Annotated in this window: 14 protein-coding genes and 4 tRNA genes; 12 read left to right on the top strand and 6 right to left on the bottom strand. The window is 37.7% G+C overall.

Going from position 1 to position 17,121, the window contains the following annotated elements; all coding sequences use genetic code 11:
* Positions 1-168: 168 nt before the first annotated feature.
* Entirely contained in the window at positions 169-1,077 is a 909-nt protein-coding gene (gene ttcA / locus ACG916_RS15180) for a tRNA 2-thiocytidine(32) synthetase TtcA (RefSeq protein WP_419329035.1), read from the bottom strand.
* Positions 1,078-1,615: 538 nt separating this feature from the next.
* Here ttcA and ACG916_RS15185 point away from each other — a divergent pair.
* Together ACG916_RS15185 and htpX are read left to right on the top strand one after the other, a co-directional pair.
* Entirely contained in the window at positions 1,616-2,449 is an 834-nt protein-coding gene (locus ACG916_RS15185) for a lytic transglycosylase domain-containing protein (RefSeq protein WP_419329034.1), read from the top strand.
* A gap of 309 nt (positions 2,450-2,758) precedes the next feature.
* Complete coding sequence (gene htpX / locus ACG916_RS15190) at positions 2,759-3,664, top strand: protease HtpX (protein WP_419329033.1); 906 nt, start codon at positions 2,759-2,761, stop codon at positions 3,662-3,664.
* A gap of 167 nt (positions 3,665-3,831) precedes the next feature.
* Here the strand turns inward: htpX and ACG916_RS15195 are convergent, their stop codons facing one another.
* The 3 genes from ACG916_RS15195 to ACG916_RS15205 all read right to left on the bottom strand — a co-directional run bounded on the left by ACG916_RS15195 (position 3,832) and on the right by ACG916_RS15205 (position 6,016).
* Complete coding sequence (locus ACG916_RS15195) at positions 3,832-4,185, bottom strand: bleomycin resistance protein (RefSeq protein WP_419329032.1); 354 nt, start codon at positions 4,183-4,185, stop codon at positions 3,832-3,834.
* Positions 4,186-4,238: 53 nt separating this feature from the next.
* Complete coding sequence (locus ACG916_RS15200) at positions 4,239-4,820, bottom strand: DUF4112 domain-containing protein (protein WP_336952673.1); 582 nt, start codon at positions 4,818-4,820, stop codon at positions 4,239-4,241.
* A 164-nt stretch (positions 4,821-4,984) separates the two neighbouring features.
* Entirely contained in the window at positions 4,985-6,016 is a 1,032-nt protein-coding gene (locus ACG916_RS15205; protein WP_419329031.1) for a L,D-transpeptidase family protein, read from the bottom strand.
* A gap of 524 nt (positions 6,017-6,540) precedes the next feature.
* Between ACG916_RS15205 and pyrC the strand changes: the two genes are divergently transcribed.
* The 9 genes from pyrC (at position 6,541) to ACG916_RS15250 (ending at position 13,772) form a co-directional block, all read left to right on the top strand.
* Entirely contained in the window at positions 6,541-7,575 is a 1,035-nt protein-coding gene (pyrC, locus tag ACG916_RS15210; RefSeq protein WP_419329030.1) for a dihydroorotase, read from the top strand.
* Positions 7,560-8,219 carry a ribonuclease T gene (rnt, locus tag ACG916_RS15215; RefSeq protein WP_336952678.1) on the top strand — a complete coding sequence of 220 codons (660 nt, stop codon included), beginning with the start codon at positions 7,560-7,562 and terminating at the stop codon, positions 8,217-8,219. The genes pyrC and rnt overlap by 16 nt, the downstream gene beginning before the upstream one ends.
* Before the next feature lie 20 nt (positions 8,220-8,239).
* A tRNA-Glu gene (locus ACG916_RS15220) sits at positions 8,240-8,315 on the top strand.
* Between the two features lie 162 nt (positions 8,316-8,477).
* Positions 8,478-9,905 (top strand): amino acid permease, encoded by a 1,428-nt coding sequence (locus ACG916_RS15225; RefSeq protein WP_336952679.1) that lies wholly within the window; start codon positions 8,478-8,480, stop codon positions 9,903-9,905.
* A gap of 673 nt (positions 9,906-10,578) precedes the next feature.
* A tRNA-Glu gene (locus ACG916_RS15230) sits at positions 10,579-10,654 on the top strand.
* 335 nt (positions 10,655-10,989) lie between these two features.
* Positions 10,990-12,414: an amino acid permease gene (locus tag ACG916_RS15235; RefSeq protein ID WP_056514257.1), complete on the top strand. Its 1,425-nt coding sequence runs from the start codon at positions 10,990-10,992 to the stop codon at positions 12,412-12,414.
* A 131-nt stretch (positions 12,415-12,545) separates the two neighbouring features.
* Complete coding sequence (locus ACG916_RS15240; protein WP_419329029.1) at positions 12,546-13,448, top strand: lipase family protein; 903 nt, start codon at positions 12,546-12,548, stop codon at positions 13,446-13,448.
* A gap of 130 nt (positions 13,449-13,578) precedes the next feature.
* Positions 13,579-13,654 (top strand) — tRNA-Glu (locus ACG916_RS15245).
* A 42-nt stretch (positions 13,655-13,696) separates the two neighbouring features.
* Positions 13,697-13,772, top strand: a tRNA-Glu gene (locus ACG916_RS15250).
* An 85-nt stretch (positions 13,773-13,857) separates the two neighbouring features.
* Here the strand turns inward: ACG916_RS15250 and ACG916_RS15255 are convergent.
* Complete coding sequence (locus ACG916_RS15255) at positions 13,858-14,472, bottom strand: YiiX family permuted papain-like enzyme (RefSeq protein WP_419329028.1); 615 nt, start codon at positions 14,470-14,472, stop codon at positions 13,858-13,860.
* A gap of 190 nt (positions 14,473-14,662) precedes the next feature.
* Positions 14,663-15,853: a putative solute-binding protein gene (locus ACG916_RS15260; protein ID WP_419329054.1), complete on the bottom strand. Its 1,191-nt coding sequence runs from the start codon at positions 15,851-15,853 to the stop codon at positions 14,663-14,665.
* 547 nt (positions 15,854-16,400) lie between these two features.
* Here ACG916_RS15260 and ACG916_RS15265 point away from each other — a divergent pair.
* Positions 16,401-16,985 (top strand): 5-formyltetrahydrofolate cyclo-ligase, encoded by a 585-nt coding sequence (locus tag ACG916_RS15265; protein WP_336952686.1) that lies wholly within the window; start codon positions 16,401-16,403, stop codon positions 16,983-16,985.
* The last annotated feature ends 136 nt before the right edge of the window (positions 16,986-17,121 follow it).

Here is a 17,121-nt window from a genome sequence, read left to right on the forward strand (position 1 = left end):
GTTGAAGCAGTTTTGCTTGCCCAATGTTATAGCATGATAATTTCAATTTGGGCTAAAGTTTTTTGTACGGACTGTTCATGTTTTATCGGTTTTATCGTTTTATTTTTTTAAATCAGGCACTCATCTCAATATGAATGCCCGATTCGTTCATTTAATTGGCAAAAAAGATCAATCTGCTGCAAAACTAAGATTTACAACATCTAAACGTTTTTTCATTTCTTCCGTATCACATTTCATATCGAATTCACGTTCTTCATCCAATTTTTCGAAATCAAATAAATCACGGTCAGCCAATTGAGATGGTGAAACATTCTGCAATGCACCAAAAATGCTGTGCAAACGTTTTGGATATTGTTTATCCCAACCACGTAGCATGTCGTTTAACATGGCACGTTGTAAGTTTTCCTGAGAACCACATAAGTTACATGGAATAATCGGGAATTTACGAATTTCAGCATATTTGATGATGTCTTTTTCTTCGACATAAGCCAAAGGACGAATCAAAATGTTCTTTTTATCCGAAGACAGTAATTTTGGTGGCATCGCTTTTAAGCTACCACCATGGAATAGATTCAAGAAGAACGTTGCAATGATATCATCGCGATGATGACCCAATGCCACTTTGGTCGCACCAATCTCTTGCGCAAAACCGTAGAGTGAACCACGGCGTAAACGTGAACACACTGCACAAAAGGTTTTACCTTCTGGGGTCAAACGCTTGGTGATGCTATAGGTGTCTTTTTCCAAAATATAATAAGGAATATTGTTTTCTTCCAAATATTTCGGTAACACATCTTCAGGAAAACCAGGTTGCTTTTGATCCAAGTTCACTGCGACAACATCAAAGTTGATCGGTGCAATACGTTTAAATTGCAACAAAATATCAAGCAAGGTGTAACTGTCTTTCCCACCAGAAACACAGACCATTACCTTATCGCCTTCCTCAATCATTTTAAAGTCACGAATTGCATGGCCGACTTGACGACGAAGTTTTTTCAAAAGACGATAATAAGCTGAACTTGTTGGAAGCTCTGGTTTAAAATTAAATCCTTGTTCGGACTCAACTGGCGAGTACATAGACGAGATAAACCCATTAAAAAATACTGGGCAATTTTATCTGATTTGAACGTCAACCGCATCTAAAGATTTTTTTATTTTGCATCTATTTTTATCTGGTCATCTTCCTGTCGCATTTCCACATTTAAAATAGACGGCTCAGTTCATTTTTTAGCCGAAGTGCTTATCTTTTGGACTTTTCCACAGTTTTCCACAAAACCTGTGGATAAAATTGTGGATTGTTTGGGGCTTGACAAAGTTTTCTCACGCAATGATGGGCATTCTCTTTAGATTGATCATTTTTTAACCACTAAATTTTATGTCTATTTTTCAAATGCTTAATATAGTCAATAAATATATTTTAAAAAAAATATAAAATTTTTTTTGATTAATATGCCAACAAATAGCACTTGCTTTTTTGCAATTGTATTGTTAAAACTCAATTCATTGTTTTTCTTGTTCAATAACTTTGTTAAACTCCCAAAAATTGGGGAAATATTTTAATTACTACAAAATGAAAAAATTAATTACAGGTTCGTTAGTGTCAATTTTAGGATGTATGAGCTTCGCTTCATTTACATCGCAAAGTTTTGCAGGCCAAATTTATTTCTACAAAGACCAAAATGGTACAACCCTACTCACCAATCGGAAGAACTCAGATCGCTCACTGCAAAAAGTCAAAGTGACTTATTATAAAGACAGCAATATTCACAGTTATAGCAACTGGGGAAGCACAGAATCCGCAGTACTGCCAAGTTATAGTAAAAGTAAAAACTCATTTGATAGTATTATCCGTCAAGCTGCACAGACACATGGTGTTTCAGAAGGCTTAATCAAAGCAGTGATGCATACTGAGTCCGGTTTTAATACCAATGCACGTTCCCCTGTTGGTGCGCAAGGTTTAATGCAACTTATGCCTGCAACAGCACGTCGCTTCAATGTGTCAAACTCTTATGATCCACAGCAGAATATTTTTGGTGGTGCCAAATATCTCAGTTGGTTAATGAAACGATTTAATGGAAATACCAGTTTAGCTTTAGCTGCTTATAATGCTGGTGAGGGTAATGTGGATAAATACGGTGGTATTCCACCCTTCCGTGAAACCCAAGACTATGTCAAACGTGTGACCAGTCGTTTAAATAACCTATATGCTGGCGGGTTAAATTTAACTGCAAATAATATCGACACTTCAACGGGTGCTGGGCAAATCATTGCACAATCAAATCAACCTGAAACCGTACAACAAATCAGCAACAGTTCACCTATTCAACAGGTTAAATATAGTTCTCGACCGATTATTATTGCCTCTGATGGAACATACACGGATGCACCTGCGGGTTCTTATTCAACAGCGCATGCCAGTGCGACAGCACAAATCACTATTGGCAACTGATAAAATCAGACTTTATTTCCAAAATAGAGTTTGTTTATATCTTAAATAAGTATGTAATTTATGCAATTACATATTTTCAACAAATTGCTAAAAAAATAATGTTTTCTCTAATACCGAGAATCTTTTTTTATCTTGTCTATTTTTTTTTATAAATTTCTTATCCACTATCCATTTCATTTTATTTTCTCATTTTTTATCAGATCGATTTTTCTCATTATTCTTGAATTTTAGTCATCTAAACCTCATATTGAATTTCATGATTTATTTTAATACATCATATTATTTATTATTTATAAGAGGATTCTCTCCATGATGCGGATTGGTTTGTTTTTGCTAACCAACCTCGCGGTACTGGTTGTAGCTGGCATTATCCTATCATTATTAGGTGTTGGTAGTTACCACGGCGCTGGCGGTCTTAAATTAGGCAACCTGATGGTCATCTGTTTAGTGTTTGGTATGGTAGGTTCTTTAATCTCCCTCTTTATGTCCAAATGGATGGCGTTAAAAACCACAGGTACTGAATTAATTGACCCGAATGCTCCTCGTAACCAAGCCGAAGTTTGGTTATTACAAGAGGTTGCTCAACTTTCACAACGTGCTGGTATTCAAATGCCAGATGTTGGTATTTTCCCATCTTATCAGTCGAATGCGTTTGCCACAGGTTGGAATAAAAACGATGCGCTTGTATCGGTTTCATCAGGTTTACTGGAACGCATGAACAAAGATGAATTGCGTGCCGTACTTGCGCATGAGATTGGTCACGTTGCCAATGGCGACATGGTCACTTTATCCCTTATTCAAGGTGTAGTGAACGCCTTTGTAATGTTCTTTGCCCGTGTGGTTGGTGATTTTATTGACCGAAACTTCTTTGGCCGTCAAGACGGTGAAGCACCAGGACTTGCTTATTTTGCAATTACCATCGTGCTTGATATCGTTTTCGGTATATTGGCTTCGGCAATCGTGATGTGGTTCTCTCGCTATCGTGAATACCGTGCAGATGAAGCTGGTGCTCAACTTGCAGGTAAAGAAGCCATGATTTCCGCTTTATTGCGTCTACAGGCTGAATCTGAAATGCCAGATCAAATGCCGAAAGAAATGAAAGCTTTTGCTATCGCAGAAGGTAAAGAGCAAGGTTTCAGTTTGGCAGCTTTATTCCAAACTCACCCAAGCATCGAGCAACGTGTTGCCGCTTTACGTCAACTTAATTTACCTTAATCTATACGCTATCGCTAAATTGTAGTGATCGATAGAAAAACAGAGCCTCCAATATGGAGGCTCTGTTTATTTACATCATATTTTAATTTTGCTTGTCCGCTATTTACCGCACAATTTCTATCTACCTATCTTTCTTTAAATACCAATAACTATAACAACTGAAGGAATTAATCTAATTGGATGCAACGAATTAAACTACCATTCGGATCAACTACACAAAACATATCAATTTCTCCGAGATACTGAATTTCAGTTATTTTTGCTTCTGGGAATTGTGCCCAATCTAAGCCTTGCCAATAATGAAACAAATCTGGTAGGACATGGGTCCTTAAGCAAGCACTAAACCATGATTCTTTTGGATTCAGATTGGGGTGGTGAAAAAACTCAACAAGCAAACTGTCTTTGCTTAAGATCATCCATTGTGCAGACTGATAATCACACTGAAAGCCTAAAAATGCATAAAATTTACGAGTATGATCAAAATCAATAGAAGGAAGGTTCGCTGAAATATAATCTTGCATGATCACCTCTGTATTTTAATATCTACATTTTCAAATCAGTTCACTGTTGGAATTTAAGCACGATAGCTTTGATACCAATCCCATATCATATTTACGCCAAACCACATTGCAAGTCCAATCAGGATCAAAACAATCAAGCCTAAAATATCGGGAATATGAATCCAAATCCAAGCAATAACAGGGTTACGCCAAAATGCAGATTGCTGTTGCTTTTGTTCCAGCTTCTCGTGTAAAAATGGGTGAACTACATGATCGTCGCTATAAATCTGATATTCTTCTTGAATATGGTCATGTACAACATCTAAAGCTCTACGACTGGGCCGAATAAAAATATCGAATAAGGTTCCAGCGATGGGTATACATCCCACAACCCCATCAATCACAGCCAATTTTAACACGCCATTGAGTTTTGCTTGAGGCACACCAATCTGTTTAGCTTTATAAACTGCATAACAAGTCAATACAAAGCCTGCAATATCACCAGCGATGGGTATGGTACTGAGTGCAGCATCAGCCCCCACCCCTTGTTTGGTAAATGGAATACGCACCACCGAATCCATCATATTGGCAAATTTAGCCAAATCTCGTTCAAGTTTAATGACTTCTTGAGTAGATAATTTTTTTTCTGTACCCATAAAGATTTCAATTTTTTTGACATGATTAAGTTAAATTGATCATACCCAATAAATTCAGTATGTTGTGTATAAGTTTAATATTTACAGCAGCAAAATTTTATCTGCGCAATAAAAAACTGAGCACTGTTTTAAAGTACTCAGCTTTTTTCAGAGATACAACCAGATTAATCTAAGAACTTAACCACTGTCCCCGGTTGAACCTTGCGGCCTAAATCATTGGCATCCCAATTGGTCAAACGAATACAACCATGAGAAGCGGTCTTTGAAATTAATGAGGGATTCGGCGTACCATGAATACCAAATGTCGGTTTACTTAAAGCAATCCACATATTGCCAACAGGGCCATTGGGGCCAGGCGGTAATGCCAGCTTTTGACGGTTACTCCCTTGAACAAAGTTTTTCGGGTTATAACCATAGACAGGGTTTGCGGCAACTTTAATGACCTTATGCGTCCCTTTTGGGGATGGTGTACCAGAACCACCAATTGTGGCAGGAAAAGATGCAATCATCTGATTGGCACTATTATACAAATAAAGTTGTCGAGCAGGTTTATGCGCAATAATTAGGGCCACACCCTCAGGCAAATCATTGCGTACGATCGGTACATTGATGGTTTCGCCTACTTTTTTAAAGTTAGCTTTTGGATTGAGTTGTTTAAGAAAGTCTTCATCAATATGAAACTTTTCACCTAACATTTCACTCACACGGGTGTAATACAGACCCGGCATTTTTGCTTGTTGCGCATAATTTCGCGGAATTGCTTTTGCATAAGGCCCTTTAATATCCTCTGCCGTAATTTGATAAGTTCCAAATGCTGCAGTTTTTTGATTTTTTAACAAACTGTCCCACGTCTGTTTATCCAGTTCACCACTAATTGGTAAACTTTTAATCTGTTGATATGCGGCAAGTGCTTTTAAAAAGTTCTTGCCACCTTTACCGTCGATTGGCCCAGGTGAAGCATGTAAATTATTGAGCATCACTTGCGCACGTGCATAAACGGGGAATTGTCCTCTACCAATATTTTCAGACCAATTGGCGGTATTGATACTATTGACTGACCAATCTTGTTTTAAGTCCGCTTTTATCGCTTCTTGACTTTTATCAGCTTTAACATTTTGTTTGGCAAAAATTTGACTTTGAATATTTAAACCCACAAGACACATGATGCAAATCAGGTTTGGCAGAAACTTGCCCATATAAAGCTCTCTATTAACTCAATATTATAATTGATGTACTTATCTAATAAACTATTGTATTACATATACATAGTATACTGATCTCAGACAATAAAAGCGACGTCACACACACCTTGAGTGGATCATTTATATTCTCAAGGCTTTAAACACAATTGTATAAGGTCAATAGCGTGTTTATTCATAAAATGAAAATTATGTATGTTCGAAGTTTATCTTTGTATGACTTTATTATCATTTTTTAAGAAAAATATGCAATAGTACATTTTGACTATTTCATCATTCAAAAACTGTAATTTTAAAATAAATTCAAAATAAGCAATTGAAAATCATTGCCATGTTATACAGTTGTAGATTTTCTGCTAAGCATGAGCACCCAATCATGACACCTACATGACCAATCCGAACAAAATATAAGCTTTAGATTTGTTTTTAATCATTTAATTTGAATTATTGATTAGAAATAGCTGTTATCATTTTAAAGTGTTATAGATTATCATCTCATTTATTTGTCAGTAAGAATTGCCTTGAATACGATCACTTTGCTTCAGCCAGATGACTGGCATGCCCACCTGCGTGATGGTCTTGCCTTAAAACGTACAGTTCCAGATCTAGCCAAACAATTTGCCCGTGCGATTTGTATGCCGAACCTCGTTCCACCTGTGAAAACTGTAGATGAAGCGAATGCTTATCGTGAGCGTATTATGGCACATGTACCAGAGGGGATTGATTTTGACCCACGCATGGTGCTGTATTTTACCGACCATACTTCTCCAGATGAAGTTCGCAAAATCAAAGAATCCCAATTTGTCAATGCAATTAAACTCTATCCTGCGGGCGCAACAACTAACTCGGATAATGGTGTCAGTGACATTCGCAAGGTCTATGCAGTCATTGAACAACTTGAAGAACATCAAGTGCCATTACTATTACATGGTGAAGTCACCCATCAACATGTGGATATTTTTGACCGTGAAAAACGCTTTTTAGACGAAGTACTTTCACCGCTACTTAAACAATTTCCGAAATTAAAATTGGTGTTAGAACATATTACCACCAGTGAAGCTGCACATTTTGTGCTTGAACAAGATCGTAATGTTGCTGCGACGATCACACCACAACATTTACTGTTCAATCGTAATGATATGTTGGTCGGTGGTATAAAACCGCACTTTTATTGTTTACCGATTTTAAAGCGTCAAACCCATCAACAAACTTTACTTGAAGTTGCTACAAGCGGCAGCCCTAAGTTTTTCTTAGGTACTGACAGTGCGCCGCATTCTAAAAATGCCAAAGAAAATGCATGTGGTTGTGCAGGTTGCTATAGTGCACCTACAGCAATTGGGCTTTATGCTCAGGCTTTTGATCAAGTCAACAAAATTGAACGTCTAGAAGGTTTTGCCAGTATGTTTGGTGCAGACTTCTATGGTTTGCCTCGCAACACAAATAAGATTACCCTTGTGAAAGAAGATCAGGTAATCCCTGAAAGTTTAGATTATTTGGATGGTGAACACATTATTCCACTTTATGCTGGAAAAACCATCCAATGGAGAAAGGTGTGACAACTGAAACATTACCTGTGATTGGACAACGCTTTCGTGGTTTTTTACCCGTTGTGGTTGACGTTGAAACAGCAGGTTTTAATGCAGATACCGATGCATTGCTTGAAATCGCATGCATCCCCATTGTGTATGATGCTGAAGGAAAATTTGTTCCAGGTGAAGCACATCATGCTCATATCAATCCTTTTGAAGGCGCAAATTTAGATCGTCGCTCTTTGGATTTTATTGGTGTAGATCCATTTAATCCAATGCGTATGGCAATGGCTGAAGATGAGAAAACAGCATTAAAACGTATTTTCAAAGCCGTCAATGAAGTACGTCGTCAGCAACATTGTACCCATGCTGTCTTAGTCGGACACAATGCCCACTTTGATTTGGGCTTTCTAAGAGCAGCAATTGCACGAACTGGCACGAAAAATCAGAACCCTTTTCATAGTTTTTCTGTATTTGATACTGTGACTTTAAGTGCGGTGATGTTTGGTCAAACTGTTTTAGCTAAATCATGTATTCAAGCTGGAATTGAGTTCGATGGTAAAGAGGCACACTCGGCCTTGTACGATACTCAAAAGACGGCTGAACTGTTTTGTTATATTTTGAACAAACTCGCACCTCACTTACTTGACAATTTGGTGGCGGATCAATAAGATATCGCCATCTTCTAAACGACCCTATCGTCTAGAGGCCTAGGACATCGCCCTTTCACGGCGGTAACCGGGGTTCGAATCCCCGTAGGGTCGCCATCTAATTATTCTTATAATTTCTTTCTCTTGTTTTGATCCTCTTGATTCAGTTATTTTATTTCATCCCTCTTCTTTAGACTTTAGAAGTTGATGGGTTATTTTATTTTGTCAATTTTGGCATTTTAATTTAAAATATCTCTTTAAAGTTCAATGACATCAAATATGCAATCACCTGATCAATCGAATCAGCACACTGTCGCTGATGGGCAAACTATTGTCTTAAAAAGATCCATGACCAAACGCCACCTGATCATGTTGTCATTAGGTGGTGCGATTGGTACCGGCTTATTTTTGAGTTCAGGTGAAGTGATAGCACAAGCTGGGCCGATTGGAGCAGTGATAGCCTATATTATTGGGGGTTTAATTGCCTATATGGTCATGCTGTGCTTAGGTGAGCTTGCCGTTAATCAACCTGTGACTGGGTCTTTTGGTGCTTTTGCAGCTAAAAATATTGGACCAGGCACAGGCTACATGGTGTCGTGGATGTACTGGCTTGGCTGGTCTGCTACCTTGGGGACTGAATTTACAGCAGCAGCCATGCTGATGCAGGAATGGTTTCCAACAACCTCAATCTGGTTATGGACCTTGGTCTTTATTGGGGCAGTCCTAATTTCCAACCTAACCTCAACACGCTTTTTTGCAGAGTCAGAGTTTTGGCTGTCTTTTGTTAAAGTCGCAACGGTACTGGTATTTATCTTACTCGGTCTAACCGCAATATTTGGATTAATCCCCTTTCATGGTCATGAAACTGCACCGTTATTCAGTAATCTAACCGCACATGGTTGGTTACCCAATGGTTTATTTCCTATTTTCGCCACCATGCTGATTGTAAATTTTGCCTTTAATGGTACCGAGATGATAGGGATTGCAGCGGGTGAAACTGAAAATCCTGAAAAAAATGTACCTAAAGCAATTCATGCTGCTGTTTGGCGTTTAATGATTTTCTTTGTCGGTACCATCATTGTCATCAGTTCATTATTACCTTATCAAGATGCTGGCTTAACAGCGCATGGTGAAGGGATCAGCAATAGCCCCTTTGTTTCTGTATTTAACTTGATTGGGATTCCTTACGCAGAAGACATCATGCGTTTTGTGATCATCACAGCGTTATTATCCACTGCTAATTCAGGCCTATATGCAGCATCTCGTATGATGTGGGCACTTTCAATTCAAAAACAATTACCTCGAATTTTTTCCAAATTAACCAAATCAGGTACGCCCGTTGTTGCAATATTTGTGACCATGATTGGTGGTTTACCCGGCTTACTGTCAGAACAATTTGGTGCAGATGTCATCTTTAAAAATTTACTCGGGGTGGCTGCATTTACCATGGTTATCGTGTGGATGAGTATTTGTTGGAGTCAGTTTAATTTCCGACGTAAATGGCTTGCTAGCGGTAAAACATTGGCCGATTTAAAATTTAAAACCCCGTGGTATCCTGTCGTGCCGATTCTTGGCTTTATTACCTGTACTGCAACTGGCTTAAGTATGGCGGCAGACCCTGAAATGCTTTCTGGCTTTATTGGCTGCTTAGTGTTTATGGCAGCGTGTTACGCAACTTATTACTGGCTTTATCATCAGAAAAACTAACCATTAGGATAGATAACTGATCAACCCGTATCTGTATGGATTTTTCTGCTATCAAGTCATTAATCATAAATGAAGCTTATGTTTTCCTAGTAACTTTTGAAACTGTTGGTTATCAATTCACTATTGGTACTTTTGAATCATAGATGGTGATCCTAATGTGGGTGACAGAGATGTCGCCCGTTGTGTGCGAGAATGCGGGGGTACCAGAACCTCCCCCTCGCCCAACATAAGCAAAAACAAAGCACTGTTTTGTTTGCAGCGCAAGGTTTAGCAATTCCTACGAAAAGTCAGGTATCGCCTACGCAAAGGTATTTAAACTTTGAATATAAGGTGTGGTAGTTTAAGGTTTTTACAATCAAACAATTTGTTTTCTACATTATTGATTTAATTTAAGATATTAATTAAGAGAAATTATATTCTTGTGGCTAAGTTTTTTGACAGGTTGAATGTATTTTAGGCTTTTAATCTGCAACATAATTTTTAAGTGATCCATATATAAATAATGCAGTTTTTTATTTGATCTGGATTCTTCTAAAAACAAAAATAGCTTTATGGTTAAATTAAAAACAAATACCTAATGATTCGCTTATAGATTCATCAGTTAGACGTTTTTTCGCTAAATCCATTTTGACAAAAAAGTCTTTTATCCTTAATATACGCATCACCTCATCACGACCCTATCGTCTAGAGGCCTAGGACATCGCCCTTTCACGGCGGTAACCGGGGTTCGAATCCCCGTAGGGTCGCCATATTTGAGATTGTTTTTATATAAAACTTTCTCGTAAGAAAAGCCTGAGCAATGCGACTCAGGCTTTTTTATATCTATCGTATTTTAAAGCATTTAAAAACTACCGCTCTCTCATATTTAAAAGATTGTTTTTTCAGCAATAATCTGGATTTTTAATTTAAAATAATCAGCATAGAGTTATATATAAATAATTGATTTAAAAAACTATTTATTAAAAAAATAAACTCACTACGATTTATAGTATTGCTTATTGAGCATTAGCAGCACTCAATCATTGCACTATTTATGAATTGGGCTAAAATAGCGCGCTTCTTGTTTTATTTCCATCTGAAGCTTATGCAGTCATCACCAAATCAAAATGATGCTCAGGTATCATCTAATTCTTCACCACTCAAACGAGCAATGAGTACTCGTCACTTGGTGATGATTTCGCTTGGTGGTGCAATCGGTACTGGGCTTTTTTTAGGTTCTGGTGAGGTGATCTCACAAACAGGTCCTATTGGTGCCATTATCTCTTATATCCTCGGTGGTGTAATTGCCTATATGGTGATGCTGTGCTTAGGTGAACTTGCTGTTCATATGCCTGAGTCAGGTTCATTTGGTACTTATGCGCAACGATATATTGGTCCAGGTACTGGATACACGGTCACATGGTTATATTGGCTGACATGGTCAGCAACTTTAGGGACTGAGTTCACTGCTGCAGCTTTGCTGATGCAAGAATGGTTTCCACATATCTCGATGTGGCTATGGACGCTGATTTTTGCAGCAATCGTGTTTGGCTTAAATATGAGCTCAACCAAATGGTTTGCCGAATCTGAGTTCTGGCTCTCTTTGGTTAAAGTCATCACGGTAATTGCTTTTATTCTTTTTGGTCTATTGGCAATTTTTGGTATTTTAAATTATCAGGGACATACTTCAGCACCGTTATTTAGTAATTTAACGGATGAAGGCTGGTTCCCACAAGGCCTATTCCCAATCTTCACCACCATGTTAATCGTTAACTTTGCCTTCTCGGGTACAGAGTTAATTGGTGTTGCTGCAGGTGAAACTGAAGATCCTGCGAAAAATGTGCCTAAAGCAATCAATACTGCTATTTGGCGTTTATTGATTTTCTTTGTAGGTACCATCATTGTCATTAGTGCATTGCTTCCCCACCAAATGGCAGGATTACATGCTGAAGGTGTCAGTAGCAGCCCATTTGTTACCGTATTTGATCATATTGGTATTCCATACGCAGAAGACATTATTCGTTTTGTGATCATTACTGCGTTGTTGTCTGCTGCAAACTCAGGGTTATTTGCTGCATCACGTATGATGTGGTCGCTCTCGGCCAAGAAACAGCTTCCAGCATTATTTTCTAGGGTCAATGCACGCGGTATTCCATATATAGCGGTGATTGTCACCATGTTTGGCGCACTACCTGGCTTACTTTCAGAGCAATTTGCGCCTGAAACTATTTTTAAAAACTTGTTGGGTGTGGCTGCTTTTACCATGGTTGTGGTATGGATGAGTATTTGTCTCAGCCAATTTAATTTTAGACGTCAATGGTACAAACAAGGTCATACCAAAGCTGAGTTGGGCTTTGCTGCACCGTTGTTTCCAATTGTGCCGATCTTAGGTTTTATCTTCTGTTTAATTACCTGTATCAGTATGGTGTTTGATCCTGAAATGGTGGTTGGCTTTATTTGTTGTTTAATCTTTATTGCAATTTGCTATATCAGCTACGCATTCTTATATAAAGACCAATCACAATCCTAAACAAGACCTATCAGATCATTTCTAAACAAAAAGTGTAGCCATGGGCTACACTTTTTGTACATTCAAAGATAGTCAAAATCAGTTTAAACTCGTAATTTAATAATTAAACATAACAATCTATAAAAAACCCAATGAAGATTATTTTTATTCATGGCATGAACCAGCAGAATTATAATGCTGCAAGTTTAAAACAACATTGGGTTGATATTTTTCAGCAAGGAATTGATGAACTTAAGTTGCCTATTGCAACAGCGCAATTAGATATTCGCTTAGCTTTTTATGGCGATTTAATCACTAAACACCAATTAAGCAATCGCTTTGACTTAGAAAGCTTTCTACCTAAATCATGGGTAAACTTTCACTTTCATAAACATACACCACCACCACCTAGTACAATTTTAAATGCCTCTCCCGCAATTCCAATATTGCCCTACTTCATGCCTGATCACGACTTAAAATTATCTAAACGCTTGTATTTGGCTTCGCAATTGTTAAAAGATAAAGCACTCAAAGAGTTCTCTTTAATTTTAAATAATTTTCCAAAACTCCATGAAAGTCTGATTCATAAATTCCTCATCGAAACTTATTTATACCTCGCCAATCCTCAGTTTATGGATGAAGTCCATCAACGGATACTTGCCAACTTAGAACCCAATCAACCGTATATTATCGTTGCGCATTCGTTAGGGACTGTGATTGCCTATAATCTTTTACAACAACTGCAAGTAAACTACGAGATACAACGCTTTATTACTTTAGGCTCACCATTAGCCTTTAAAGTGATTCAGTCTAAACTGACTCCACCTATCAAAAGACCAAGGTGTCTAAATGGTGATTGGCAAAATTTCTATTCCCCAGATGATTTCTTAACCGCTTTTCCGTTGATCAATGCTCCTTTTGACTTTCAACCGGCAATTATAAATACCGCTATTTCAACTTTTATTCATACTCCCCATCAAATCGCAGGCTATTTACAACATCCAGCAGTGGTTCAGAATATTTTAGAAGCTATGCTGTATTGCAAGCCTCAATAATGGTATTAATTTTAACCACATTGGTCATATTGCTTTGTTTTTATCCATATAAACGTAATTTCAGTTTTTATTGTAGAAAAAAGTTTGACACGTTCCAGTATTCGCCCTAATATACGCCCACCTCTGAAACGACCCTATCGTCTAGAGGCCTAGGACATCGCCCTTTCACGGCGGTAACCGGGGTTCGAATCCCCGTAGGGTCGCCATTAATTTAGTGGTTTTGTTTCAAGAGTCAGCCTCAATTTATTGACCCTATCGTCTAGAGGCCTAGGACATCGCCCTTTCACGGCGGTAACCGGGGTTCGAATCCCCGTAGGGTCGCCACATTCAAGAAAGTATCTATATACCTCTTCTTATAAGAAACCTGAGCATCATGATTCAGGTTTTTTTATGTCTACTATATTTCCAATCAATTCAAACCAGCAACCGAGTCAACCGTTTTCAGTTTCTTTGAATTAAAAATTGCACTTGGCGCAATCACTGTTTCTTGCAATGGAATATGCTGTCCATATCGTTGGTGCATGAGCGCTTTAACACTTCGATCTGTGAGATCAAAACTTTGTAATTTTTCCAAGGGTGCCAGTTCTAGCCCTAAAGCGTATTGATAAGCTTTCCATACAATTTCAGAACAATAAATTGCATCATCATTCCACTCAAAATAAACATCATAGGGCTTATTTAAATAAGTCTCAGCTTGTTTGACTAACTTGTGTTGTTGCTCTGCTGTCAACTCAGTTTGATAACGTTTTACAATATAAGCTTTATTTACACCTCGATTGATCCATTGCCGCAGAGGTGTATATTTCACAGGTTGAGTGGCTTCTAAAACCCAAGCTTGCTCGTGTTTAATCACGATCATTCCCATATGACTATATGGTGAATGTGTGGCTTTTTGAATTACCAGACTTTGTGCTGATTTAGAAGTATGAAATATAATATCCCCTGTCTGATATTGTGTTGCATATACAGAGGTAGAACAAAATAACAAGGCCAACAGGAATAACTTGAATTGTTTTTTTAACATCTTTTCAAATCTTAATTTTGATCTTCTTTATCTTGGGTTTAATCTAACAGAGTAATAAAGAATTGCCTAAACTTTGCAATAAAAAAGGAGCAAAATAAACTTTCATTTTGCTCTTTCACTTTTCAATTCAAATAAAAAATATCAGCTGTTTGTGATTTTGCTTTTGACTTAATATGTCATCAAAACCCGATCATTCATCATTTAAAGCACATTCAAAACTACTTGGGGTTTGACCACATCGAACCTTTTTCAAAATTTTCATCATTGTTGGGTCATAGAAGCCTTCTTTTGTCATCTGAATACGGGCTTCACGCATAATCTTAATATAGCCCGGTTTATCCGCTTCACGAATATCAAACCAATATTTATCTGGAACTTCTCGCTCCAGTTTATCAACAAATTGAAATGCTGGGCTGAGCTGTTTAGAAATCATTTCCCGTGCAATTGGCCCCATACCTGCAGGGAACTTATTCCGATGCATAATTAACGTGCCTGTCACCTGTATCAAAGGAAAGCGAATAATGCCACCGACTACATTACCATTTTTATCAGTCATGCCCTTTTTCAATTCTAAAGGCTTAAATAACAAAGCAGGCCCCGCCATAATATCGACTTCTTTATTATTAAACTTTCCACCCACTGTTAATAGGTCAACAGAAACAGGTTGTGCACCGACATTTTGCACCAACTTCTTTTGAGTGCCGTCAAAGTTCATGACCGCTACTTTTTTTCCTGCTGCTTTCGATAAGGTATCAATACGGCGATCATTGACCATGATATATGCCGCACCTAACGGAACAATCCCTACGACTTCATAATCCCTATTCACCATTTTTGCATCGTACTCTGGGCGTGCAAGCAACTGGATCACTGTAGTTAATTGCTTATAGTTTTGCACTGCCCCAATGGCATCAATACTCCCCACAAAAGGGTTAAACTGACGCGCACGAATGTTACTGATTCCAGCTCCATCACAACGTTTACTTCGAAAATCCTCAGTTAATACACGTTCATCGGTATAAACCCTTAAATTAATATCAGTTGAAGCAGTTTTCTTTAATTTTGGATAATTTAAATCAATACGCATCGATAATTTGGTTGGACGGGTAATTTTCATATCTACCCCAAACTCTTTGGCAATTTGGGTAATACGTGGCAATTCACTGATATAACTGGTCGCTTGTTCAAAAGCTTCACTATTGGCACCATCTGGAGAAAATACACACAGCGTGACTGTTTTAGGAATCTGTTGCCAAACTTTTGGATCATTCATTAAGGTTTTAATTTTATTTTTTGAATGTGCAGACAATTCAAGGTCCAATTTTGGAGCTGCTGGAGCTGCATAAGTAATAAATGGTAAAGTGCTCGTCAATGCAAGCATTGAGATAACAAACCGTCGTGACAAAGGATTAAACTTTTGTTTGAGCTTACTGTGCATGATCTTTTCCTGTTTATTTTCGTGGTTATCCATAATCATCACTCACGTGAATTTTTTTATCAGCGTAATTGAAGTGCTTTGATTTGCAATTGACTGAGCAAAATCCTACATTTGTCAGAATAGACACTTTGAAGTTAAAATATGAAATATCGATATTTTAATTGTTTGATATCAAACGATTAGAATATATCTTAAAATCGCCCATTTATCGCAAACTCTGGCGAATAAAAGTAATCGAAATAGAACAATCATATTGCCATTCTTTTTAAAACCGTTTTTTATGATTACTTAATTTTTTATAAATAATATTTTCGGCTCATCAAATCTGTTGCTGGTCAAACTCAATATACATCTTCAAGGAAATGCCAAGCATTGCTTCCCGATTCAACGCTATTGATACTTCATCGCTTTATCGTTACAAATCTCAATTTATGATGCCGTTTATCAATTCATTGTATACTGGCAATAGTTTAGTTTTAGCATTCAAAATATGGATCAAAATTCACAACTGCGTAAATCTTTAAGACAACAACGACAAAAGCTGACCCGTAATCAACAAGCAATGATCGAACGGCAATGCTTTAAACAGATGCTACGCCACCACCATTTTTTGAATGCGCAGAAAATTGGATTATATTTAGACGCTTTTGGTGAAATTCAAACCAAATTACTTATCGAATATTGCTGTGCAATTGGAAAAACCGTGTATTTGCCCATGATCTGTAACATGAATAAAAAACTGGTTTGGGTCAAAATATCAAATCGGCAGTTTCGCAATCGCCGCTTTTCTTTACATCGTCTTGGGATGTTGGAACCCATGGCAAGTCGTGCTAAGCATATTTCAATACTCGATCTAGTGGTCATGCCTTTATTGGCTTGTGATTTAAAAGGGAGCCGTATGGGCATGGGAGGCGGTTTCTATGATCGAACGCTTGCATCCGCTATATACCGCCCACATCGACTCGGTTTAGCCCATAATTTCCAGTTACTCACCCATGAGCTTACAAGAAATTCATGGGATCAGTCCCTAGATAGCTTAATTACCCCAGCAAAAACCTATTATTTTCGGCGTTAAAGTGACCAATAAATGTAAATAGGTTTATTTGTTAATCAAATACTTGCGATTTTTTAAACTTTTTATTCGGCAAAGCCCTTGTAATTTTTGAAATACACATCACTATAAAAAACATGGCAACACCGTTGTCACTCAT

It is taken from the genome of Acinetobacter legionensis (assembly GCF_048552295.1).
GTDB lineage: Bacteria > Pseudomonadota > Gammaproteobacteria > Pseudomonadales > Moraxellaceae > Acinetobacter.

Bases quoted from the DNA above. Each gene is read 5' to 3' on its own strand.
- ttcA (WP_419329035.1), bottom strand. From the start codon at position 1,077: ATGTACTCGCCAGTTGAGTCCGAACAAGGATTTAATTTTAAACCAGAG.
- ACG916_RS15185 (WP_419329034.1), top strand. From the start codon at position 1,616: ATGAGCTTCGCTTCATTTACATCGCAAAGTTTTGCAGGCCAAATTTAT.
- htpX (WP_419329033.1), top strand. From the start codon at position 2,759: ATGATGCGGATTGGTTTGTTTTTGCTAACCAACCTCGCGGTACTGGTT.
- ACG916_RS15195 (WP_419329032.1), bottom strand. From the start codon at position 4,185: ATGCAAGATTATATTTCAGCGAACCTTCCTTCTATTGATTTTGATCAT.
- ACG916_RS15200 (WP_336952673.1), bottom strand. From the start codon at position 4,820: ATGGGTACAGAAAAAAAATTATCTACTCAAGAAGTCATTAAACTTGAA.
- ACG916_RS15205 (WP_419329031.1), bottom strand. From the start codon at position 6,016: ATGGGCAAGTTTCTGCCAAACCTGATTTGCATCATGTGTCTTGTGGGT.
- rnt (WP_336952678.1), top strand. From the start codon at position 7,560: ATGGAGAAAGGTGTGACAACTGAAACATTACCTGTGATTGGACAACGC.
- ACG916_RS15225 (WP_336952679.1), top strand. From the start codon at position 8,478: ATGCAATCACCTGATCAATCGAATCAGCACACTGTCGCTGATGGGCAA.
- ACG916_RS15235 (WP_056514257.1), top strand. From the start codon at position 10,990: ATGCAGTCATCACCAAATCAAAATGATGCTCAGGTATCATCTAATTCT.
- ACG916_RS15240 (WP_419329029.1), top strand. From the start codon at position 12,546: ATGAAGATTATTTTTATTCATGGCATGAACCAGCAGAATTATAATGCT.
- ACG916_RS15255 (WP_419329028.1), bottom strand. From the start codon at position 14,472: ATGTTAAAAAAACAATTCAAGTTATTCCTGTTGGCCTTGTTATTTTGT.
- ACG916_RS15260 (WP_419329054.1), bottom strand. From the start codon at position 15,853: ATGCTTGCATTGACGAGCACTTTACCATTTATTACTTATGCAGCTCCA.
- ACG916_RS15265 (WP_336952686.1), top strand. From the start codon at position 16,401: ATGGATCAAAATTCACAACTGCGTAAATCTTTAAGACAACAACGACAA.